Below are 20,937 nucleotides of genomic sequence, written 5' to 3' on the forward strand. Positions count from 1 at the left end.
TATATAGTATCAATAAATCTAAGTAGATTTACTATCAACTATTTATTTTATTGTATCTACTTGTATGAGTAAAAGGAGATATTATGCAATCTTTAATTAGAGACATAAATTTAGCAACAGAAGGTCGCAAAAAAATTGATTGGGTTTCTAACTTTATGCCTACATTAAACACATTAGGTGACCGTTTTGAAGCAGAACAAACTTTCAAAGGCCAAACAATTGTTGTTAGTGTCCACTTGGAAGCAAAAACAGCATACCTCGCGACTGTTTTAAAACGCGGTGGTGCAGATGTAATTGTAACGGGCTCCAATCCGTTGTCTACACAAGACGATGTAGCTGCAGGTCTTGTAGATATGGGCATTACTGTATATGCTTGGTACGATTGTACTGATGAAGAATATTTTAACTTCCTCCATAAAGCACTTGATCACAAACCACATATTATCATCGATGATGGTGGTGATTTAGTAAATCTATTGCATACTACACGTCAAGATGCAAAAGAACGTTTGTTAGGGGGGAGTGAAGAAACTACAACAGGTGTACATCGTTTATATGCATTAGAGAATGCTAAACAATTAACATTCCCTATGATTGCAGTAAACGACTCTTACTGTAAATATCTTTTTGATAATCGCTATGGTACAGGTCAGTCCGTTTGGGACGGCATCATGCGTACTACAAACTTGACTGTAACAGGTAAAAACGTTGTCGTTGCTGGTTACGGTTGGTGCGGTAAAGGCGTTGCTATGCGAGCAAAAGGCCTTGGTGCCCACGTATATGTAACTGAAGTAGATCCAATTAAAGCAGTTGAGGCTGTATTTGATGGCTTTAAAGTATTGCCTATGATTGAAGCTGCTAAAGTGGGCGATATCTTCTGTACTGTAACAGGTTGTAAAGATGTTATCGTAAAAGAACATTACGAAGTGATGAAAGATAAAGCTATCTTGTGTAATGCTGGTCACTTTGATTGCGAAGTGAACGTTTCTGATCTTACTGAACTTGCTGTAAGCCACGAACGGGTTCGCCAAAACATCGAAGGCTATACTATGTCTGATGGTCGTAAACTCTATGTATTGGCTGAAGGCCGTCTAGTAAACCTTGCAGCTGGCGATGGTCACCCTGCAGAAATTATGGACTTGTCCTTTGCTATGCAAGCCCTTGCTGCAGAGTATATCTTGAAAAACGGTAAAGAAATGGATCCAAAAGTATACGTATTGCCTCATGAATTAGATGTGGAAATCGCCAAACTTAAGTTGAACTCGATGGGGTATGATTTAGATTCTTTAACACAAGAACAAATCGATTACCTAACAAAAGTAAACTAATACTGTATTGAAATATAATGGTTTCTGTAATACATTTTGTATCTAAACTATACTAGCTTTCAAATTAAACAAATATAACCGAGCTATCATGGCTCGGTTATACCTATGAGGGAAGACTATGTCTGATTTATTGATTACTCATGTAGACGTCCTCACCGATGAGGGGGTTCTTAAAAATCATGCCATTGAAATTAATAATGGTTATATTACAGCTATTTTAAACGATATTGAAGCTGAAAAGGCAAAAGACTCTGCTAAGGAAGTACTAGACGGTAAAGGTCAATTGGCTACGCCAGGTCTTGTAAATACACATACTCATATTGCGATGGGTCTATTTAGAAACTATGCAGATGATCTTGAGCTTATGGAATGGCTTGAAACGGCTATTTGGCCAACAGAAGCAAAATTAAATGATGATTATGTACGTTACGGCACACAACTTGGCATTGCTGAAATGCTACGCACTGGTACCACAACTTTTAGCGACATGTATTTCTTTATGAATACTACAGCTGAGGTGGTAAAAGAAACTGGCATTCGATCTGTATTATCTCGTGGCTTAGCCGGTGTATCCCCAACAGCAGATCAAGCATTAGTTGAAAATGCTGACTTATTCCGCACTTGGAACGGCTTTGATAATGACCGCATCAAAGTATTGCTTGGACCACATGCACCATATACTTGCCCTGATGATTATATGGAAAAGGTGATTGCCTTATCTCATGAATTAAATTGTGGTATTCATATGCACTTGTCCGAAACAAAAGGAGAAGTGGAGACTGTTATGAAAGCTACTGGTAAGACACCAATTGCGCATATGCATGATTTAGGTTTATTCTGGAATACTACCTTAGCCGCACACTGCGTTCATGTGACAGACGAAGATATGGCTATTATGTCTGAAAATAATGTAGCCGTAGCTCATAACCCACAATCTAATTTAAAATTAGCTAGCGGTATTGCACCAGTACCTGAAATGATTGCCAAAGGTATTACGGTTGGTCTTGGTACAGATGGCTCCGCTTCTAATAATAATGCTGATATGCTTGAAGAAGTACGTCTTGCAGCAACATTACATAAAGCACGTCTTTATGATCCAAAGGCTATTCCTGCTCAAGCCGCATGGAACATGGGCACTGTAGAAGGTGCAAAAGCATTGGGATATACAGATCTTGGTGTATTAGATAAAGGCTATCGTGCAGATATCGTGCTATATGATGTATCTGGTATGCACTGGATGCCTCGTTACAATGATTTAGCAGCTCTTGTATACTCTGCTAATAGCTCCGATGTAAATACTACAATTGTGGGTGGTAAGGTTCTTATGAAAGACAAAGAACTGCTTACAATTGATGAAGAAAAACTACGGGCAGAGATTGATAAAGCTCAGGTATATTTTAGTAATTAGCAGTTAATCTAAACACAAAACCCACTCATGATAATCATAGAGTGGGTTTTGTGTTATATACTATATAGATTTATTTAATTGCTTTCACCAAGAACATGGGTACAGGAATATAAAACTCGTCTTCCTCATTGTAAATGCGCGGACCTACAGTTAGATCAATGGTAACAGAACTAGCACCTAATTTAGTAAGTAGTTCTTTATCCCATTGAGGTCGTGTATAAGAAGAAATATCGAGCATATGATAAATGGTGTGACATCGTTCTTTTAATTCGTTGCTTACATGTTCATGGGCATGATGAACAGATTGTGATACATTATGATGATTACGAGCATGTTCCGCATCATAGTTTAAAATCAAACCACCTGGGCGAATGACGCGAAACCATTCGGCATAGGCTTTGTCAGGATGGGGTAAATTCCACGTTACATTTCTGGCCACAACGATATCAAAAGTATTAGTATCAAATCCTAGATTTTCTGCATCCATTACGGAGAAGGTTGCATCACAATCGAGGGATTCTCCTAGTTGATTTGCCTCATCTATCATATTAGGTGTAATATCAATGCCATGCACTGTATGACCAAGTTGAGATAGTATAATACTAAAAAAGCCGGCTCCACATCCAATATCTAATATTCGTAAAGATCTATCAGAATCAAATATATGACAAGTTAATTCTTCTCTCCATAATTTTAGTTTGGGACTTTCCAATTCTTTTGCACGTAAAGCGCCAAAATCGTGAGCTCGATCTGCCCAATAGGATGTAATAAATTCTTTATCATCCTTCATAGGATGGTTGCGTTCAAAAATATCGTTCATATTTTACTTCTCCTCATATTCTATAGTACTTATAGTATCATAAAATAATAACGAACTATACAGCAAAAATCACATTAATTCCATAAATACTAACTATGAGGTATGATATAATACATCTATGTTTTATTTTAAGGAAAGGGCAGGGCTATGATATTACAGACTGGACAACGTACAGATATTTATGGCCAATGGCTAATCAATCGTGTCCGTGAAGGGTTTGTAGATGTTCGTAATCCATATAATCCGCTACAGGTGACTCGGTATCCTATTAATCAAGAGGTAATAGATGGCATTGCATTTTGTACTAAGAATCCTTTACCATTTATTCCACTACTAAATGAAATTGTTGACTACAGACAATACTGGCATATGACAATAATGCCTTATGGAACTGATATTGAGCCCTATGTACCACCTTATGCTTCTGTTATAGAGGGATTTAAATACATATCCAAACTGCTTACTCCACAATCTATGGTATGGCGCTATGATCCTATCATTTTAACCAATGAGTATACAGTAGATTTTCATTTTGAAAGCTTTTATATAATGGCCAAGTCCCTTAAAGATTATACAGATACTGTTGTTGTAAGCTTTTTAGATATATTTGATAAGGTGGCTCAGAATTTCCCAGAAGGGTACAGACCGAGTTTAGATGTTCAAACTAAGATCATCAAAGAATTTCTATCCATAGCTCGTTCTCATCATATGACTCTCAAAACTTGTGGAGAAGGGTATATCTTTAAAGAACTTGGTGCTGATACGGAGGGGTGCCTTACTTTAGATTGTTATGAAAGGGCCTGGAATATAAAATTAAAAGCACCAAAACGTACGCCAGCGAGACCAGAATGTAATTGTTATTTACATGGTGATATTGGTGCCTACGATAGCTGTAGCCACTTTTGTCGTTATTGTTATGCTAATACTAATCAAGCGGTGGTTCGATATAATCGTTTACATCATGATCCAAATTCTAGCTTACTTATTGGAAGACTTTCAAAAAGAGAAATTATCAAAGAAAGTACGGAGAAGAGCTGGATTGTAGAGGAAACTATAACACAAGATAGCTTATTTTAAGCAAAATTACTAGAAATTACTAAATTAAATGAATTGACTTACCGTGTAAAATAGATACCAAAGGGGTTGTCAAGAAGGAATCTCAGGAATATAAGAGAGTGTAAATGTATTTTTTGTTTAATTTAAAAGGAGGTGCATTTATGATAACGTATAAGAAAGATAGTAAAGATAATTTACAATCATCTGACTCATCTATGCCCGTGTTAGCAATGTGTTACGACTTTGATAAGACATTAACCCCTGACGATATGCAGGCACAAGGTTTCATTCAATCGGTAGGCTATAACGAAGAGCAAATCAAACAATTTTGGCATGAATCAAATCAATTGGCTAAAAAACATGATATGGATAATAACTTAGCCTATATGTACAAAATGATTCAAGAAGCTGTAGGCCATTTCTATGTAACAAAAGATAAACTCATGGAATACGGCAATCAAGTAGAATTATACGAAGGGGTACGGACTTGGTTTGAACGTATTCGCGAATATGGCTTAGAACAAGGCGTTAAGATTGAACATTATATTATTTCGTCTGGCTTAAAAGAGATGATCGAAGGCACTGAAATGGCAAAAGAGGGGGCTTTCACCAAAATCTATGCCAGTGCATTTATGTTTGATGATAAAGGTGTAGCTGTTTGGCCTGCACAAGCCATTAACTATACGAATAAGACACAATTTTTGTTCCGTATTCAAAAAGGAATTCATGATATTAATGATACTGGTGTTAATGATTACATTAAGCCTGAAAATCAACGAGTGCCGTTCCGTAACATGATTTATATTGGGGATAGCGATACAGATATTCCTTGTATGAGTCTTGTGAACGCTAATGGGGGTCATTCTATAGGTGTATATGATCCATTTAAGAAAGATAAAGAAAAGGTATATAAGATGATGCGTCATCATCGTATCCGTTATTATGCACCTGCAGACTATACAAATGGTTCTAAACTAGATACATTAGTAAAGCAAATTATACGTAAAACCGCAGCCTACGAAGTATTAGAAGGCGAATATATTCATTGTAAATACGAAGCCGAGGAGTAATATGGAACAATCTAAATTAACTAGCGAATGGATTCAAACCTTTAACCGATTAGGTTCCGAAGGTAAATTAAAACCTACCGTACCATATCATGATTTATTTAACAGAAAAGAGTTAAAAGGATTTCCGTTACACACATTACCCATGTGGACGGTAAATTTTCCAACAGGATATATTACGTGTTGTGATCCTCTAGTAACATTGCCAAGTAAACCAGATACATATCTTAGACAGGTAACACCAGGTACGTATCTGTTAGATACTAAGATAATCGAAATGGAACCAAATGAATATCGTTATGTAGCTAGTCGAGTTGTTTTTAGCAGTAATGAGCCTGTATATTACGAATTAGCATTAAAAGGGACTGAAGACTTAACCGATTTAGATGATGGGGATACCTATATTGGATTTCCTGTAGATTCGGGTTTAGCTACAATAGTAGATGCACAAACTATTGAGACATATAACAAATTTTATGAACAATGGCATATAAACTACCCTGAAAAAAATATCTACGATGATTATTATAGTGATTTATTCCAATTGAATGCTATGGCATATCCACAATTCCAACGTTCTAAAGGAGATTGGATTAACTTTACAATTCCTGATACGGAATTGACAGTACCGATGATTCAATCTGGGTTTGGCGATGGTTTATATCCAGTATACTGGGCATTTGATAAAGATGGCCAAATTTGCCAAATTATTATGGAATACATAGATTGCAGCGAAGCATATGAGTAATATATTAGCGCTGTAGTGAAGAAAATAACTAGATATAACTGAATATATAAAAATAAGGCGCTTAGTATAACTAAGCGCCTTTTAATATGATCGTATTATATTTTGAGATTTAAATACCAAAAGTCCAGTTTACTAATACGCGAATGATACTTAAACTAAGAATAATTTCAGCAAGAAATCTTAAAGAACTCTCCATGCCATTACCTAAATGTTTTAAACCGCCAATTTTGGCTTTACTTACAATATCACACCAGCACATATAATTCCTCCATAAGAGTATGAGTAAATTAGATAATTTATATTACTATTTTACAATCTAATCCTAAAAAATTCAATATAAATTTTATGTAATAATAATACTTTATTGGCATATAGAAAAATTAAAAATATGAAAAGAATTATTTGCTTAATTGTAGAATGAAATTGAACAAATAAAAGAACGTGGATCAAATAAAAGTCATAATTAGATGTATACCGAAAGGAATGCCAGTAAAAGCCGTTTCAGAGGAAACTATTAAACGAACCCTTCAATGGTGTAATAATTTGACACGCAAGATTCTAAATTATGGCCCTCCTTGAATGTCTTTCATGAAGTAGTTAACAGAATTGTAGATTTGAATGCTATTCAATTTCATATTGCAATTTAATTTTGATATAATATTTCATATCTAATTAATAAAAAAATGGAGGGAAATGGATGTATGAATTTTTAAGAAATATAGATGTAGTGACATGGATTCCAATTGTGATTTCAGTTATATCGTTGATATATACAATTATAAAGAATTATTATTCTAGTAAACGCTTAAAGCACGCTGAAAAAATTAATGAAGAAAATTATAATTGGAAGAAAAATTTTGATATATACAAAGAAGAAAACAGACAAAAAGATATTTTAATTCAAAATTTGTTATCTGAACAGAATACTCGAGCGTCAATTATCCCATATTTCAATATAGTCTTAAAAGACAGTAAGATTAAAAATCAAAAGAATAGCTTGATTTTAGAAATAGGTTTCATAAATATAGGAAAAGAAAGTGCGACAAATATACAGCTATCACCGAAATTTCCTGATAAAGGATTGCAAGGGTATATTTATAGTGAAGGGTATCCTAAGAAATTGTATTATATTTATGAGTATTTAAGTCAGTATTATGCAACTGCAAGAGAAAAGGTTACATTCAAAGTTAAGGTGGATTTAAAAAATGGAGAAAAAATCAATGATTTTTTAAAATTCAAAATCAAGTATTCTGACTTAATAGGGAATGAGTATGAACAGGAATTTCGGTGTGGATTTTATATGTTAGACTGTATAGCATATAATTTAAATAATACCTCATATAAACCTATATTATTAAAAAAGTAAAATATTTGGACTCTATCGTCTTTTATTTTATTGTCTTTACTACAGCAACTTATAATAAAATATGTAATTGATACAAACTCAGGTTACAAATTATTTAAATTACCACATTATAATGACGATATAACATCATTTTATAAAGATTTATTTGTTTATAAATCTAATGGAAAATATGGCCTAATGGATTATAACGGTAATATAATTATTGAACCTAAATTTGATAAAGTTACTATTAATGAACCTGAGTTAGCGGAATATATAAAAGAAATAGATTCATATGAAAAAATAATTAATTTTTTACTGATTATTTTGATTAACTAAAATAAACTAGCTTATAAACTTGTAGGCTAGTTTTTTGCAATATAAATTACTTCCGATAACAATATATTATCGGAAGTAATTTATATAAGAAAATTGGGCCTAAATGGCCCAATCCCTTGTATTATCTAGTTTTTTTGATTATTTACGTTTAAATGTGTATGGTTCGTATTCTACATCATTATGACGGTTAGTCCACCAGTTCCAACCAATTCTTGCTAATTTCCAGGCAATGAATCCTACGATAATCCCTAATACTAAGCCTGTTAATACATCTGTTGGATAATGTGCAAATAAGTAAACTCTAGAGAACGCTACTACTATTGAACCTAATAATGCTAAAATTCCTAAATATCGCTTCTGAGGTACTATTTGGCTTAAGCCTAGGTAAATAGTCATAGCTGATGCAAATGAACCAAAACTATGACCTGATGGGAATGAATAGCTTGTAGCTTTTGGTAGTGCAGATTCTAACGGCACCGTTACATTTGGAAAATCAACAAATGGTCTTAATCTCGCTACATTTGGTTTTAAACCTTGGTCGCCAATTATAAATACAAATCCTAAAGCAATAATAATTGCCACGCCTAAAACACGATATTTTTTTTGTAGCATTAATAATAAGGCTATTATAATCCATAATGCGCCATTACTTGTAATTTTTGAAATAAATGCCATAATTGGTGTTAAAAAACTATATACAAAATGTTCATGTACATAGAAGATTAAAGAGTGATCAAATTGTAAAATTGTGTCCATAAATTCCTCTTCTATTCTACTCTCATCTAAATGATAATTATTGAGAATATCTTATGCTTTTTATTTTAATAATTAATCTATACTAATTTATTTACGTCTATAATGATTTCTCATTTACAGCCCAAATTATAGCCTAAACTATTTATATCTAATGGTCAATAGTTTAGGCTATATTTCATAAAAACTATAATTATGTTTTCTTTTTGTCACCTTTTTTTACTGCTGCTTCAAATGTAGTAGGCATTGTAATAATTGTATCTACTGGGTCATATACAGACTCAAAGGAATCGGTTTGAGTAACCCAGTTGCCATATGTAATGGTTCTATATGTATTCATTTTCAAGCCTACATGCCCTTCTTGTACCTCTTTTTCTTTTAAAGATGGATCTACCTTAGTTATTGTTTTATTAGGAATCTCACTGTAATCGCCTACAGAGATAGATATATTCTTTGGTTTATCTTGAGCTGTACCAATAATATAAATAGTTAAGGTTCCATTATTCATAACGCTTAAAATATAAATAGAATGCTGATATGGATTTCTAAACTTAAAATCTAAATAGCCCCAAGCTACTGTAGCATCTCTGCCAGCTTGAATATATCCAACTGGCTCAAAATGAGGAGTTCGTTCAACAATATTCATTCCGGATAATAAAGCTGTATTAAAAATAGTAGAACTTACTTGGCAAATACCGCCACCAATGCCAGGAACTAATTTGCCATCAATCATAACAGGTGCATCATCATAGCCAGCTTCTGCAGTACGTTCGCCTACAACATCGTTAAAGGAGAATTGTGCGCCTGGCTTAATGAGTGTACCATTTATCTTATCAGAAGCTAATTGGATATTATGTGTTCTGCTTTCATTACCTGGATTATACTCCGTTGTGAAAGATGCTAATACAGTATTTAAAGGTTTTAGATCAGTATCGGTAACTTTTACTGTATTCTGCGTAGTAAATACCATAGAAAGTGAATTTATACTATCGCCAGATTGTAAATCATCTTTCAGCTTTTTGAGGGTGGCATCGATATCAATACGTTTACCTTCTTTTGCGGGATGTATTACTACTTGTCCATTTTCAACAGTAAGATATGCATCATGACCAGGTGTATCTATTGTTTTTGCTAACTCAGTGAGATATGTTTTCCCCTTTACTTCGTCTAACTTATATTGTGGTTTAAAATGATGCCCATAAAATAAGCCATTAAATCTATGTGACAATACTGTCCACATATCATCCTCATAGCCGTATGTGGAAATAGCTTTTACCATAGCCTCTGTATCGAATTGAATACCTAGATCATGATATGTGGCTTGTTGTTTTTTATTATTTCCCATATCAATAGATATAGTCTGAGGTAGCTTATCATTCACCTCTTGTAAACGTGCTTGTAATTCGTTCTTTGGTGTATTTGATAGATCTGTATCATTATAATATACACCATAAGAAATATTTTCTGTTGGAATGTATGAGCAACCACTTGTACCCAAAAGAACAAGTAGTGTTCCCACTAATATGTATTTCTTCGTCATGTATTGGTAAACGCTCCCGAATAAGTTATTATATTCTCTAATTATAGCATATAAAGATCTAATCTATGGTACAATTATATTAATATTTTAGGGGTAAGGGTGAATTATGTCAGAGTCTAAGAAACAACAAAAGCATTTTTATTTGCGCAATAATGATGCGCTTATGAATAGTACAAAGTTGTCTATGAAAGCAAAACAAAGCATATTGTTATCTAAGGCTGAGAATACTGTTGATGCTTACGAATCGGATTGGGACGATTTTGTAGATTGGTGTACTTATCAAAAGGTATCTTATTTTCCAGCTACACCAGAAACAATAGTAAATTATATTAACGATCTAGCAGATTATGCAAAGGCAAATACAATTTCACGTCGTATTAGTGCTATATCTGAAAATTTTAATGCTTCTGGTCAAAGAAATAATCCATGTATGGCACCTATTGTAAAACAGGCTTTACGTGGCATTAGACGGTTAAAAGGAACGTTTCAACAAGGGAAAACACCAGTTTTATTAGAAGATATTGAAGATATTATAGACTGTATGGCTAAGCTAGATGTGCCGGAAATTCAATTATTGCGTGATAAAGCTATTCTTTTGATTGGCTTTATGGGTGCCTTCCGTCGCAGTGAGATTGCGGCTATTACAGTAGAAAATCTTCAATTTTCACCACAAGGTGTTGAAATCTTTGTAGCATCCTCTAAGGCCGACCAAGAAGGTCAAGGTGCCGTGGTAGCTATCCCACATTTATCTGGTTCTCCTCTAGATGCAGTGCAAGCTTTACAACAATGGTTACGTGCTTCTGGTATTACTGAGGGACCTGTATTTAGAGGGTTTACAAAAAATATGTCTTTACGTAAAACAGCTATATCCGATAAGATGATTGCAGAAATCGTAAAAAAATATATTTCTCTTATTGGTCTAGATCCGACTATGTATGGCGCTCATAGTTTACGTCATGGCTTTGCAACGACTGCAGCAGCTTATGGTGTTGAAGAACGTAATATTATGCGACAAACTCGTCATCATAGTGTAAACATGGTTCGTCGTTATATCAATGAAGCAAATAAGTTTGTAGATAATCCTATCTCTACAATTTTTGAAAAGCGATTTAGATAACAATCATAAATCAGTTGATTTAGACAATAACTATAAATCGTTTAATAACATACATTAGATAACAAAAAGCAGCTATCTCTGTTAGAGTAGCTGCTTTTTTGCGTGGGATTAACCCATATATATTTAGTTTTGAGCCATATAGTCCAAAGCTCTAACTGGACTATCAGATTTCTTTGCTGGTACCTTTAAAACTGTACCAGGTACAAGAGCACCAGAATCGCTAATATTGTTGAGTTCCTTCATGGCATATACCATTTCACGAACATCCATATCTTTATGAGCTGTACGTGCTGCAATATCCCACATTGTATCGCCTGCTTGAACCTTTACTTCACGTACATTATGTGTATTTACCTCTGTTGTAGGATTTGACATATTATAACCAAATAATACTGTTAAGCACATTCCTACCATCATCAATATATTTTTCATCTCATACCTCACATTTACATCGAACATAATATCTGAGAACATTTGTTTGTTTACATACTTATAATACCACACGAACGAATGTTCGGTCAAGCGTTTTAGAACAAATGTTTGCAAAAACTTTTAAAATTGCCTATAATAGGTATATAAGTTAAGTAAATATCTTATATTTTTATTATATAGTACGTTATGTGGTAATTTTTACGCATAGAAATATTTACATTTTTTGACATTAGATTGACTTTGGAGGTTTATCGTGAGACGCCCTGCTACAGATATTAATACAAAACAGCGCCGTATATTAGACTTTATAAAAGATTCATTACATAATGAATATCGTTGTCCTACAGTTCGTGAAATCTGTACACATGTAGGACTAAGTTCCACTTCTACTGTTCAATCTCATTTGAATGCGCTAGAAAAATTTGGATATATTAAACGTGATCCAAATAAAAATCGTGCTATTACCGTTTTAGAAGATACTAAACCTTCTATCTCAGTAGCTGGTAATGAAACGTCTAGCTCTGATAACTTTGAGTTTTTAGGTGCAGGTCTTAAACAAGTACCTCTTATCGGTACTGTACAAGCAGGTATGCCTATTACTGCGGTGGAAAACTTAGAGTCCACGCTTACATTGCCAGTTCAATTGACTGGTGATTCCGATTGTTTCTTACTTCGTGTTCAAGGCGAATCTATGATGAATATCGGTATGTATGAAGGTGATATGCTCATCGTACGCCATCAAAATACAGCAAATAATGGCGATGTAGTTGTAGCACGTATCGATGATGAGGCTACAGTAAAACGTTTTTACAAAGAAAATGGTCACATTCGTTTGCAGCCTGAAAATGATGATTTTGATCCAATTATTGTAGATAATTGTCATATTGAGGGCCTCGTAATCGGTCTTGTACGAGATAGAATATAAACAAAAGAACGGCAACATATCGTTGCCGTTCTTTTGTTACATGTATAAAGTTTATTTTAATGTAAACTATTTTCTCTCCGTAGAGTAGCAAAAATAGCACCTGATATATTATGCCATACACTAAAAATCGCCCCTACTAGCGTTGCTAATGGATTTAATGCAAAATTTGTTGCTGCCAATGTTACGGCTAAACCACTATTCTGCATTCCTACCTCTATTGCTAGCGCTGTAGTTTTATCATATCTTAATTTAAGCAGTGCTCCTACACCTAAGCCTAGTAGTAGACCTAGTATATTATGTATACCAACAACAATAAGTGTTTCAAGTCCAGAAACCAATAGTTTATCCTTGTTGATAGCAATAATGGCTGCTATTAATAGTATAATAGCTATCATTGAGAAGATAGGACTAATACTAGTTAAAGTATTAATATGTGATTTACATACATATTGGATTACTGCACCCAATAAGATTGGCACAATAATAACTTTTACCATAGTAATCATCATAGGTAGTACTTGAACATCTACCCATGCGCCACCGATATATAGGATTAATAATGGTGTAACTATGGGAGATATTAATGTTGAAGTAATTGTCATTCCTACAGATAAAGGGACATCACCATTGGCAATATAGGTTATAACATTACTGGCTGTTCCACCAGGACAACAACCTACTAATATAACACCAATAACAATATCCGGTGATAAGGTAAATATATCGCAAATTCCCCAAGCTAATAGAGGCATTATTGTATATTGTGCAAGTACACCAATACAAATATCTTTTGGATGCCTAAGGATACTACATAAGCTTTCAAACTTAATAGTAAGCCCCATGCCAAACATGGCTATACCAAGTAAGAATGGTGTATAAGCGATTGCCCAAGTAAAGTATTCTGGTACTATATAGGCAATACATGAAAAGCCTAAGATTATAAAAATTAAGTATTTGGAAAGGACGTTGTTGAGTGTAAGTAAATGATTCATAACTTCTCTCCTTATTTTGGATCGTATGAGAAGTTATCGATAAGTCGTGTAGAACCAATATATATAGCCATAGCCACTAATACTGGGGCAGTAACCTCTTGTATAGGTTGCATAGTCTTAGCATCAACAACTGAAATATAATCTATTTTAGCAAGTGGTTCGGTTTGTATAATGTCTGTCATAGTATCAATGATACATTTAGCAGGGCAACCATATTGTATAGTTTGTTTGCCCAATTGAATAGCTTTATACAATATGGTTGCAGCTTTCCGTTCTTCACTAGACAAATATGTATTACGAGAAGATTTTGCTAAACCATCTTTTTCACGAACAATGGGAACACCAATAATACTGACAGGAAAATTTAAATCAAAGACCATTTTACGTATAATGGCTAATTGCTGTGCGTCTTTTTCACCAAAAAACGCATTTGTTGGTTGAATAATATTAAAGAATTTTGCCACCACAGTGCAAACGCCTTTAAAGTGAATTGGTCTGCGAATACCACACAATGTATCAGATAAATCCGCAATGTTTACAAATGCCTTTTTATCTTGGTACATTTCCTCCGGATTTGGAGCAAAAATAAGATCGACACCATGTAATTCACATAACTTTTTATCGCTATTAATATCACGAGGGTAAGTACTTAAGTCTTCATTTTCTCCAAATTGAATAGGATTTACAAATATAGAGACAATGACCTTATCATTATATTTTCTAGCTTGATCTATTAATGCAGCATGTCCTTCATGTAAGAATCCCATGGTTGGTACAAAACCAATTGAGTAACCTTCTTTTCTCCAGCTATTTACTGTATTCCGTACATTTTCGATAGTTGTTATAACTTCCATTATATTCCTCCGTTATATTGTAAATACGAAGATAGTCCTATACAGTCTACTGTAATTCGATCAATGACAATTATTTTTGATCAACTAATAAACCATGTTTCTCATAGTTTTTTATATGACTTATCTTATTACTATTATCTACAAATACAACGAGAGGATTATGGCTCTCAACTTCGCTTTCATCAAGCTGTGCATAACACATGATAATTATCTTATCATGTACTTGCACATGTCGTGCAGCAGCACCATTTAAACATATAACACCACTACCTGCTTCTCCGGCAATAGTATATGTACTAAAACGTGCTCCATTATTAATATTTACAATTTGAACTTGTTCATATTCTCGTATTCCGGATGCATTCAATAAATCTGTATCAATTGTAATGCTCCCTACATAATCAAGCTCTGCTTGTGTCACAGTAGCCCTGTGAATTTTACCTTTTAACATTGTTAGTATCATGCTAAACTCCTTGTGTTTTAAATGTACCCGCCATATTGGTCGGTTCGAACTTTCACAATTTGTCTGTTTATCATGAATTAACAGTAGACTAGAGTATAGTTAAAAATACTATCTCCAGAGAAATTATACCATAATTGTAAATTTTTACATTAAAATACAATTAATATAATACAAATAATGTGACTCTAATCAAAAATAACAGTGATTGTAGTATAAAATAAAAACCAGTAGCTACAATGTAGTTACTGGTTTTTATTTTATACTAATATTTTATTTTAGATATTCTGCTAATGCTTTATCAATATATGCTGCTTCATCAGCCGTTGGTTCACACATTGGTAAATTAAATTTTCCCACAGGTAAGCCAATTTTACGGGCTGCATATTTAACAGGAATCGGATTTGTGGTGATGAACATCGCTTTTATAATTTCTGATAAAGCTTGATGAATACGAATCGCTTCGTAGTTATGGCCAGATTCATAAGCTTGAATCATAGCATTCATATCTTTGCCTGCTACATGAGATACTACAGATACAACTCCACATCCTCCAACAGATAACATCGGTAATGTAAGACCATCGTCCCCACTATATACCATGAAATCATCTCCAGGCATTAAGCGCTTAATTTCAGAAGCAATCATTAAATTACCACTTGCCTCTTTGATAGCACAAATATGTGGATATTCGTTATGTAGTTGAACTAAGGTAGTTGGGAAAATACCTGTCCCTACACGACTTGGTACATTATACACCATAATTGGCAATGTAGTAGCTTCTGCAATAGTTTTAAAATGCAAATATTGGCCTTGTTGGTTCGGTTTATTGTAATAAGGTACTACAACTAGCAAACCATCGATACCATCGATGTTAGAGACTTCCTTTACAAAGTCTGCAGAAGCTTTTGTATCGTTACTACCTACATTGGCAATAATTGAACCTTTATGTCCACATTCTTTTGCAATTGCATTAAATAGAGCTAATTTTTCGTCTCTAGACATAGTTGGGTTTTCACCCGTTGTACCACAAACTACAAGACCATCAGAGCCATTATCTAACAGATGATTGGCGATAGCAACACAATTTTCAATATTTACGGATCCATCACTATTAAAGGATGTCACCATAGCTGTTAACACTCGACCAAAGGTTTTCATATATGTCCTCCCCTTGATAGATTAAAATGCTTGTTTTTCCACCAAGTATTCAGCAATTTGCAACGCGTTAAGAGCTGCACCTTTACGAATTTGGTCCCCTACAATCCAGAAGTTCATACCGTTGTCATTGTATAAGTCTTTACGAATACGACCAATTTCACAGTCATTTTGATTAGATGTATACAATGGCATAGGGTAAATTTGTTCAGCAGGATTATCTTTAACTTGTAAACCAGGGAATTTTTCACATGCCGCTTTGAAAGCCTCTACAGATACCGGTTCTGCTGTTTCTACCAAGACAGATTCAGAATGAGAGCGATATACAGGAACACGAACTGTAGTTGGAACTACTTGAATAGTTTCGTCATGAAGAATTTTTTGCGTTTCGTAAACCATCTTCATTTCTTCTTTAGTATAATCATTTTCTAAGAACACATCAATTTGTGGCAATAAGTTGAATGCTACAGGATAGTGTTTAGGAGCAGATCCTGTTGGTAACAGATTTGCTGTCATTTCTTCGCCTGCAATATATTGTTTTACTTGATTTTCAAGTTCTTCAATACCTTCTTTGCCTGCCCCAGATACAGCTTGGTATGTACTTACAACTACACGTTTAATTGGAGAGAGATCATGAAGAGGTTTTAATCCTAAACTCATGATAATTGTAGAGCAGTTAGGATTTGCAATGATACCTTTATGTTTCAAAATATCTTCTGGGTTAACTTCTGGTACTACGAGTGGAACTTCAGGATCCATACGAAATGCACTAGAGTTATCGATTACAATAGCACCGCGTTTAGCGACTTCAGGCGCTAATGTTTTAGATATAGAGCCACCTGCAAATAATGCAATATCAATATTATCAAAAGATTCAGGTTTTGCTTCTTCTACAATATATGTTTTACCATTCACAGTAAGTTCTGTACCTGCAGAACGAGTGGAAGCTAATAGTTTTAAGTTTTCATAAGGAAAGTTACGTTCTTCAATAAGTGTAATAAATTCAGCACCTACTGCACCAGTAGCACCTAGAATAGCAACATTAGGTTTTTTCATTGATACATCTCCTTGCACAAATATTATAAATAATGTTCTAAACCGTATGTTAAGCCAGTTTTAGAACTAATTTTTTTACATGCTAATACTACGCCTGGCATAAAAGATAAACGGCTTAAGCTATCATGACGTATGGTTAATGTTTCATCATAACCACCAAATAATACTTCTTGATGAGCCACATAACCTGGAAGGCGTACACTATGAATTGTTACATCGTCAACCTTAGCACCACGAGCACCTGGTAAGCTTTCACGAGTTAAATCCTCATCAGCAGTTACCTTAGCAGCTTGTTTAGCATCGTTAATCAATTTAGCTGTTAAAATAGCTGTGCCAGAAGGCGCATCGTATTTGTGATTATGATGTAATTCTATAATTTCTACATTAGGGAAATATGGAGCGAGCTCTGCAGACACTTTCATCATCATTACCGCCCCAAGAGAAAAGTTTGGTGCCACTAAGCAATTCGCTTGATTGGAACGACCTATTGTATCAAGTTCATCACGTTGTTCTGCGGTCAATCCTGTAGTACCGATGACTACATGAATACCAGCGGATAACATTTTCTTCGCGTTTTCATAAATAACTGCAGGATTAGTGAAATCTACAATCACATCAGGTTTATTTGTATCTAATACCTCATCGATGGAGGCATTCATCTTGATACCTAATTGTTCGATTCCTGCTACAGAGCCTACATCTTCCCCTGCCTTAGTCGGATCAATACCACCAACTAATGTTAAATCAGGATCGTTATGTACTGCTTTGACAACTTCACGACCCATTTTGCCGCCAGCGCCATTTACCATTACTCGAATCATATATACCTCCAAAAAAGCCAGTGGATGCATCCACTGGCCTTATAGATTATATAGCTATATATACTCTTATGAAAAGCTCAATGATAGCACTCCACCAATACAAGATTGATGACAGTTGTCTATCTATTAAATAGACAACCAGAACGATGAGTCGCAATCATCGAACTTCGGCAAGCATCCCTTTTATCATGGATCAATGCATGCCTACTCCTCATGATTACTCTTAATACTCGCACCTCTATCAACATATTCATTTAATACTATTAGTATAAGTAATTATGCGATTTTAGTCAATTAAAATGGTCAATAAGTTCTTTCGCCGCCGCAAGTGCTGTAGCAGACATTCCCTTACCAGACATCATAGACGCGATTTGTGTTACTCGTTCGTCCTCATTTAAGACTACTAATGTAGAGATTGTACGATCATCTTGCTCGATTTTAGATAGATGATAGTGTTGTTTCGCAATACTTGCAGTTTGAGGCAAATGAGTAATACAAAATACTTGATTTGTTCTAGATAAATTAAGTATTTTTTCTGCCACCTTAAGTGCTATATCACCACTGATACCAACGTCAATTTCGTCAAATACCATCGTTTTAAAAGCGTCACTACGGAATACTGATTTAAAGGCTAATGCAATGCGAGCTAACTCACCGCCAGATGCTACTTTATGTAGAGGTAATAACTGTTCCCCTTTATTCGCAGAGAATAGCATTTCAATAGACTTTGCACCTAATGAGGATAACTCAGTCCCCTCTTCAATATGAAATTGAATATCCCCTTTGGGCATCCCTAGATCCACTAATTCTTGATGTAAGGCCGTAGCAATATCTTTTGCATTTTTTTGACGTACCTCGTGTAAAACTGTTAACGCTTCTTCTGCTACCTTTTTTGCTTCTTCAAGACGAGTTTCTAATTCATCTTGAGCAAATACAAGGTCTTCTAGTTCTTCTAAACGAGATTGCGCCTTTTCTTCGTATGCTAGAATATCTTCTACGGTTTCACCATATTTTTTCTTTAAGCTATAAATTGTGGTATCTCTGTCTTGGCAATATTTATAACGCTCTTCATCGTAGCTGATAGTATCCCTGTAACGATCTAAAGATTGTGCAGCTTCTTCTAGTTGGAAATAAGCAGAGTCCACCATTTCTGAGACTTCTTTTAACTCGCTGTCATATTTTACTAGATCATTAACCTCTACCTTAATCGAGTTAATCGTATCAAGTAATGGTTGACGTCCATTATAAAAGGCATCATAACAAGAACCTAAAACCTTATCGATATGTTCAAAACTGTCAAGACGCTTAAGTTCTTCTGCAATAGTTACATCTTCACCAACACTCAGACCAGCATCTTCAATTTCATCGATTTGGTATCTAAGCATATCAAGCTCCCGGGCTCGCTCAGACATATTTTCTTGTAAATGATCTACATCTTGTTTTGCTTGCTTATAAATTTTATACGCATCAGTATAAGCTTTATAGGCTTCCTTTCCTTCTTTATTAAAAGTATCTAAATATTCATGGTGTGTATCAGCGTCTAGTAAACGTTGGTTGCTATATTGTCCGTGAATATCTGCTAAGTATTGACCAATCTCCTTTAAAGCTTTTAAAGGTATTGGTTGATCATTAGCCAATATACTAGATTTGCCATTACGGTTAAAAGATCTTGATAGAATTAACTGGCCTTCTTCTATCATGATATTTTTAGACTCTAATAGGTCTTGAATACTTTGGTGATTAGCAATATCAAATATTCCATCAATAACAAAACTATCTTTACCGTGACGAATAAACTCGCTACTTGCGCGTTCTCCTAATAGGATACTAAAGGCATCCATAAGAATGGATTTCCCTGCCCCAGTTTCGCCGGTAAAGATAGTAATGCCATCATTAAATGAAATATTCATTTGCTCAATCAACGCAAAGTTGCGAATGCTCATTTGCGTTAACATATTATTAGTCCTTCATTAAATCTTGAATTTTCGCTAAAATTGCTGGAACTTCAGCTTCGGATTTTGCAATTAACAAAATAGTATCGTCCCCTGCTAATGTACCAATAATTTCAGTCCATTTTGCATGGTCGATAGAAAATGCTACAGATTGAGCAGAACCAGGGATTGTATGTAATACAACTTGGTTTAAACTGTGATCAACCTTAATCAAAGAATCTTGGAATAGTCGGTTAATACGACTACGAGATAAAACTACATTTTCCTCTGGAGATAATGCATAACGATAATGTCCATCGCCTGTAGGAATTTTGATTAACATTAATTCCTTAATATCACGAGAAACTGTAGCTTGTGTAACTTCAATACCTTCTTCTAGTAAAGCCGCAGCTAATTCCTCTTGTGTTTCAATCGCCTTGGACTGCACGATCTCTTTAATTTTGTTATAGCGATAGCGTTTCATTTTGAACTCCCTTTTTTAAACCTTGCACATAAAAGAGAATAGTATCTTTCTGATAATATTATACCATATATTCATAATTAATATATGGTATAAATCGCATATATTATACGTCTTATGCATATTATATTAATATTTAAAATATTGTTAATATTCTATATATTGATAACGTGCAAATTCATAGCTCATAAGGTTCATCTATTTATAGGGAATTAATAATTTAAAAATAGAAAAATATACATGTATAATTAAAATCCCCTATAAAGGGGGTTTTACTAACTGAGTATGAGTTTTATTCATAATGAA

At 34.4% G+C, this 20,937-nt stretch carries 22 protein-coding genes and 1 riboswitch; of the genes, 9 read left to right on the forward strand and 13 right to left on the reverse strand.

Annotated elements, in window-relative coordinates; all coding sequences use genetic code 11:
* The first annotated feature begins 83 nt into the window (after positions 1 to 83).
* Both ACLRYO_RS02200 and ACLRYO_RS02205 read left to right on the forward strand, forming a co-directional pair.
* Positions 84 to 1,328, forward strand: coding sequence for an adenosylhomocysteinase (locus ACLRYO_RS02200; protein ID WP_004695862.1), 1,245 nt, complete (start codon positions 84 to 86; stop codon positions 1,326 to 1,328).
* A gap of 118 nt (positions 1,329 to 1,446) precedes the next feature.
* Entirely contained in the window at positions 1,447 to 2,736 is a 1,290-nt protein-coding gene (locus ACLRYO_RS02205; RefSeq protein WP_120054796.1) for an amidohydrolase, read from the forward strand.
* 70 nt (positions 2,737 to 2,806) lie between these two features.
* Here the strand turns inward: ACLRYO_RS02205 and ACLRYO_RS02210 are convergent, their stop codons facing one another.
* Positions 2,807 to 3,556, reverse strand: coding sequence for a class I SAM-dependent methyltransferase (locus tag ACLRYO_RS02210; RefSeq protein ID WP_120054795.1), 750 nt, complete (start codon positions 3,554 to 3,556; stop codon positions 2,807 to 2,809).
* Positions 3,557 to 3,703: 147 nt separating this feature from the next.
* On the opposite strand from ACLRYO_RS02210, the gene ACLRYO_RS02215 reads away from it, so the two are divergent.
* From ACLRYO_RS02215 to ACLRYO_RS02225, 3 genes are all read left to right on the forward strand, one after another.
* Positions 3,704 to 4,633, forward strand: a complete 930-nt coding sequence (locus ACLRYO_RS02215) for a DUF1848 domain-containing protein (protein WP_413084652.1) — start codon at positions 3,704 to 3,706, stop codon at positions 4,631 to 4,633.
* A gap of 140 nt (positions 4,634 to 4,773) precedes the next feature.
* Positions 4,774 to 5,682, forward strand: a complete 909-nt coding sequence (locus ACLRYO_RS02220; protein WP_120054793.1) for an HAD family hydrolase — start codon at positions 4,774 to 4,776, stop codon at positions 5,680 to 5,682.
* 1 nt (position 5,683) lies between these two features.
* Positions 5,684 to 6,427: a DUF4241 domain-containing protein gene (locus tag ACLRYO_RS02225; protein ID WP_120054792.1), complete on the forward strand. Its 744-nt coding sequence runs from the start codon at positions 5,684 to 5,686 to the stop codon at positions 6,425 to 6,427.
* A gap of 109 nt (positions 6,428 to 6,536) precedes the next feature.
* Here ACLRYO_RS02225 and ACLRYO_RS02230 read toward each other — a convergent pair whose 3' ends face one another.
* Positions 6,537 to 6,686, reverse strand: coding sequence for a hypothetical protein (locus ACLRYO_RS02230; protein ID WP_012864375.1), 150 nt, complete (start codon positions 6,684 to 6,686; stop codon positions 6,537 to 6,539).
* A 438-nt stretch (positions 6,687 to 7,124) separates the two neighbouring features.
* Here ACLRYO_RS02230 and ACLRYO_RS02235 point away from each other — a divergent pair, with 438 nt between their 5' ends.
* Both ACLRYO_RS02235 and ACLRYO_RS02240 read left to right on the forward strand, forming a co-directional pair.
* Positions 7,125 to 7,793 (forward strand): hypothetical protein, encoded by a 669-nt coding sequence (locus tag ACLRYO_RS02235; protein ID WP_120054791.1) that lies wholly within the window; start codon positions 7,125 to 7,127, stop codon positions 7,791 to 7,793.
* A gap of 177 nt (positions 7,794 to 7,970) precedes the next feature.
* Positions 7,971 to 8,111, forward strand: a complete 141-nt coding sequence (locus ACLRYO_RS02240; protein ID WP_243624509.1) for a hypothetical protein — start codon at positions 7,971 to 7,973, stop codon at positions 8,109 to 8,111.
* 138 nt (positions 8,112 to 8,249) lie between these two features.
* Here the strand turns inward: ACLRYO_RS02240 and ACLRYO_RS02245 are convergent, their stop codons facing one another.
* Together ACLRYO_RS02245 and ACLRYO_RS02250 are read right to left on the reverse strand one after the other, a co-directional pair.
* On the reverse strand, positions 8,250 to 8,867 hold the full coding sequence (locus tag ACLRYO_RS02245) for a phosphatase PAP2 family protein (RefSeq protein WP_120054790.1): 618 nt from the start codon (positions 8,865 to 8,867) through the stop codon (positions 8,250 to 8,252).
* Between the two features lie 190 nt (positions 8,868 to 9,057).
* Positions 9,058 to 10,404 carry a VanW family protein gene (locus ACLRYO_RS02250; RefSeq protein ID WP_120054789.1) on the reverse strand — a complete coding sequence of 449 codons (1,347 nt, stop codon included), beginning with the start codon at positions 10,402 to 10,404 and terminating at the stop codon, positions 9,058 to 9,060.
* Between the two features lie 106 nt (positions 10,405 to 10,510).
* Between ACLRYO_RS02250 and ACLRYO_RS02255 the strand changes: the two genes are divergently transcribed.
* Complete coding sequence (locus ACLRYO_RS02255) at positions 10,511 to 11,521, forward strand: site-specific integrase (protein ID WP_120054788.1); 1,011 nt, start codon at positions 10,511 to 10,513, stop codon at positions 11,519 to 11,521.
* Positions 11,522 to 11,644: 123 nt separating this feature from the next.
* Here the strand turns inward: ACLRYO_RS02255 and ACLRYO_RS02260 are convergent, their stop codons facing one another.
* Positions 11,645 to 11,953, reverse strand: coding sequence for a LysM peptidoglycan-binding domain-containing protein (locus ACLRYO_RS02260; protein WP_120054787.1), 309 nt, complete (start codon positions 11,951 to 11,953; stop codon positions 11,645 to 11,647).
* A gap of 253 nt (positions 11,954 to 12,206) precedes the next feature.
* Between ACLRYO_RS02260 and lexA the strand changes: the two genes are divergently transcribed.
* Positions 12,207 to 12,878 carry a transcriptional repressor LexA gene (gene lexA, locus ACLRYO_RS02265; protein WP_120054786.1) on the forward strand — a complete coding sequence of 224 codons (672 nt, stop codon included), beginning with the start codon at positions 12,207 to 12,209 and terminating at the stop codon, positions 12,876 to 12,878.
* Positions 12,879 to 12,934: 56 nt separating this feature from the next.
* Here lexA and ACLRYO_RS02270 read toward each other — a convergent pair whose 3' ends face one another.
* The 8 genes from ACLRYO_RS02270 to argR all read right to left on the reverse strand — a co-directional run bounded on the left by ACLRYO_RS02270 (position 12,935) and on the right by argR (position 20,634).
* A complete protein-coding gene (locus ACLRYO_RS02270; protein ID WP_413084653.1) occupies positions 12,935 to 13,870 on the reverse strand; it encodes a bile acid:sodium symporter family protein in 936 nt (311 codons plus the stop codon).
* 11 nt (positions 13,871 to 13,881) lie between these two features.
* Positions 13,882 to 14,724, reverse strand: coding sequence for a pantoate--beta-alanine ligase (gene panC / locus ACLRYO_RS02275; protein WP_120054784.1), 843 nt, complete (start codon positions 14,722 to 14,724; stop codon positions 13,882 to 13,884).
* Between the two features lie 70 nt (positions 14,725 to 14,794).
* Positions 14,795 to 15,187 carry an aspartate 1-decarboxylase gene (gene panD, locus ACLRYO_RS02280; protein ID WP_120054783.1) on the reverse strand — a complete coding sequence of 131 codons (393 nt, stop codon included), beginning with the start codon at positions 15,185 to 15,187 and terminating at the stop codon, positions 14,795 to 14,797.
* Between the two features lie 270 nt (positions 15,188 to 15,457).
* Positions 15,458 to 16,345, reverse strand: coding sequence for a 4-hydroxy-tetrahydrodipicolinate synthase (dapA, locus tag ACLRYO_RS02285; protein ID WP_120054782.1), 888 nt, complete (start codon positions 16,343 to 16,345; stop codon positions 15,458 to 15,460).
* A gap of 21 nt (positions 16,346 to 16,366) precedes the next feature.
* The gene (locus ACLRYO_RS02290) at positions 16,367 to 17,398 is read right to left on the reverse strand and encodes an aspartate-semialdehyde dehydrogenase (RefSeq protein WP_120054781.1); all 1,032 of its coding nucleotides are present in this window, start codon (positions 17,396 to 17,398) and stop codon (positions 16,367 to 16,369) included.
* A 23-nt stretch (positions 17,399 to 17,421) separates the two neighbouring features.
* On the reverse strand, positions 17,422 to 18,219 hold the full coding sequence (gene dapB / locus ACLRYO_RS02295) for a 4-hydroxy-tetrahydrodipicolinate reductase (RefSeq protein WP_060919801.1): 798 nt from the start codon (positions 18,217 to 18,219) through the stop codon (positions 17,422 to 17,424).
* 76 nt (positions 18,220 to 18,295) lie between these two features.
* Positions 18,296 to 18,468: riboswitch (Lysine riboswitch) on the reverse strand.
* 41 nt (positions 18,469 to 18,509) lie between these two features.
* Positions 18,510 to 20,174 carry a DNA repair protein RecN gene (gene recN, locus ACLRYO_RS02300; protein ID WP_119562959.1) on the reverse strand — a complete coding sequence of 555 codons (1,665 nt, stop codon included), beginning with the start codon at positions 20,172 to 20,174 and terminating at the stop codon, positions 18,510 to 18,512.
* Between the two features lie 4 nt (positions 20,175 to 20,178).
* Complete coding sequence (gene argR, locus ACLRYO_RS02305; protein WP_004695825.1) at positions 20,179 to 20,634, reverse strand: arginine repressor; 456 nt, start codon at positions 20,632 to 20,634, stop codon at positions 20,179 to 20,181.
* Positions 20,635 to 20,937: the final 303 nt, after the last annotated feature.

Source organism: Veillonella parvula, assembly GCF_047241225.1.
GTDB lineage: Bacteria > Bacillota > Negativicutes > Veillonellales > Veillonellaceae > Veillonella > Veillonella parvula_O.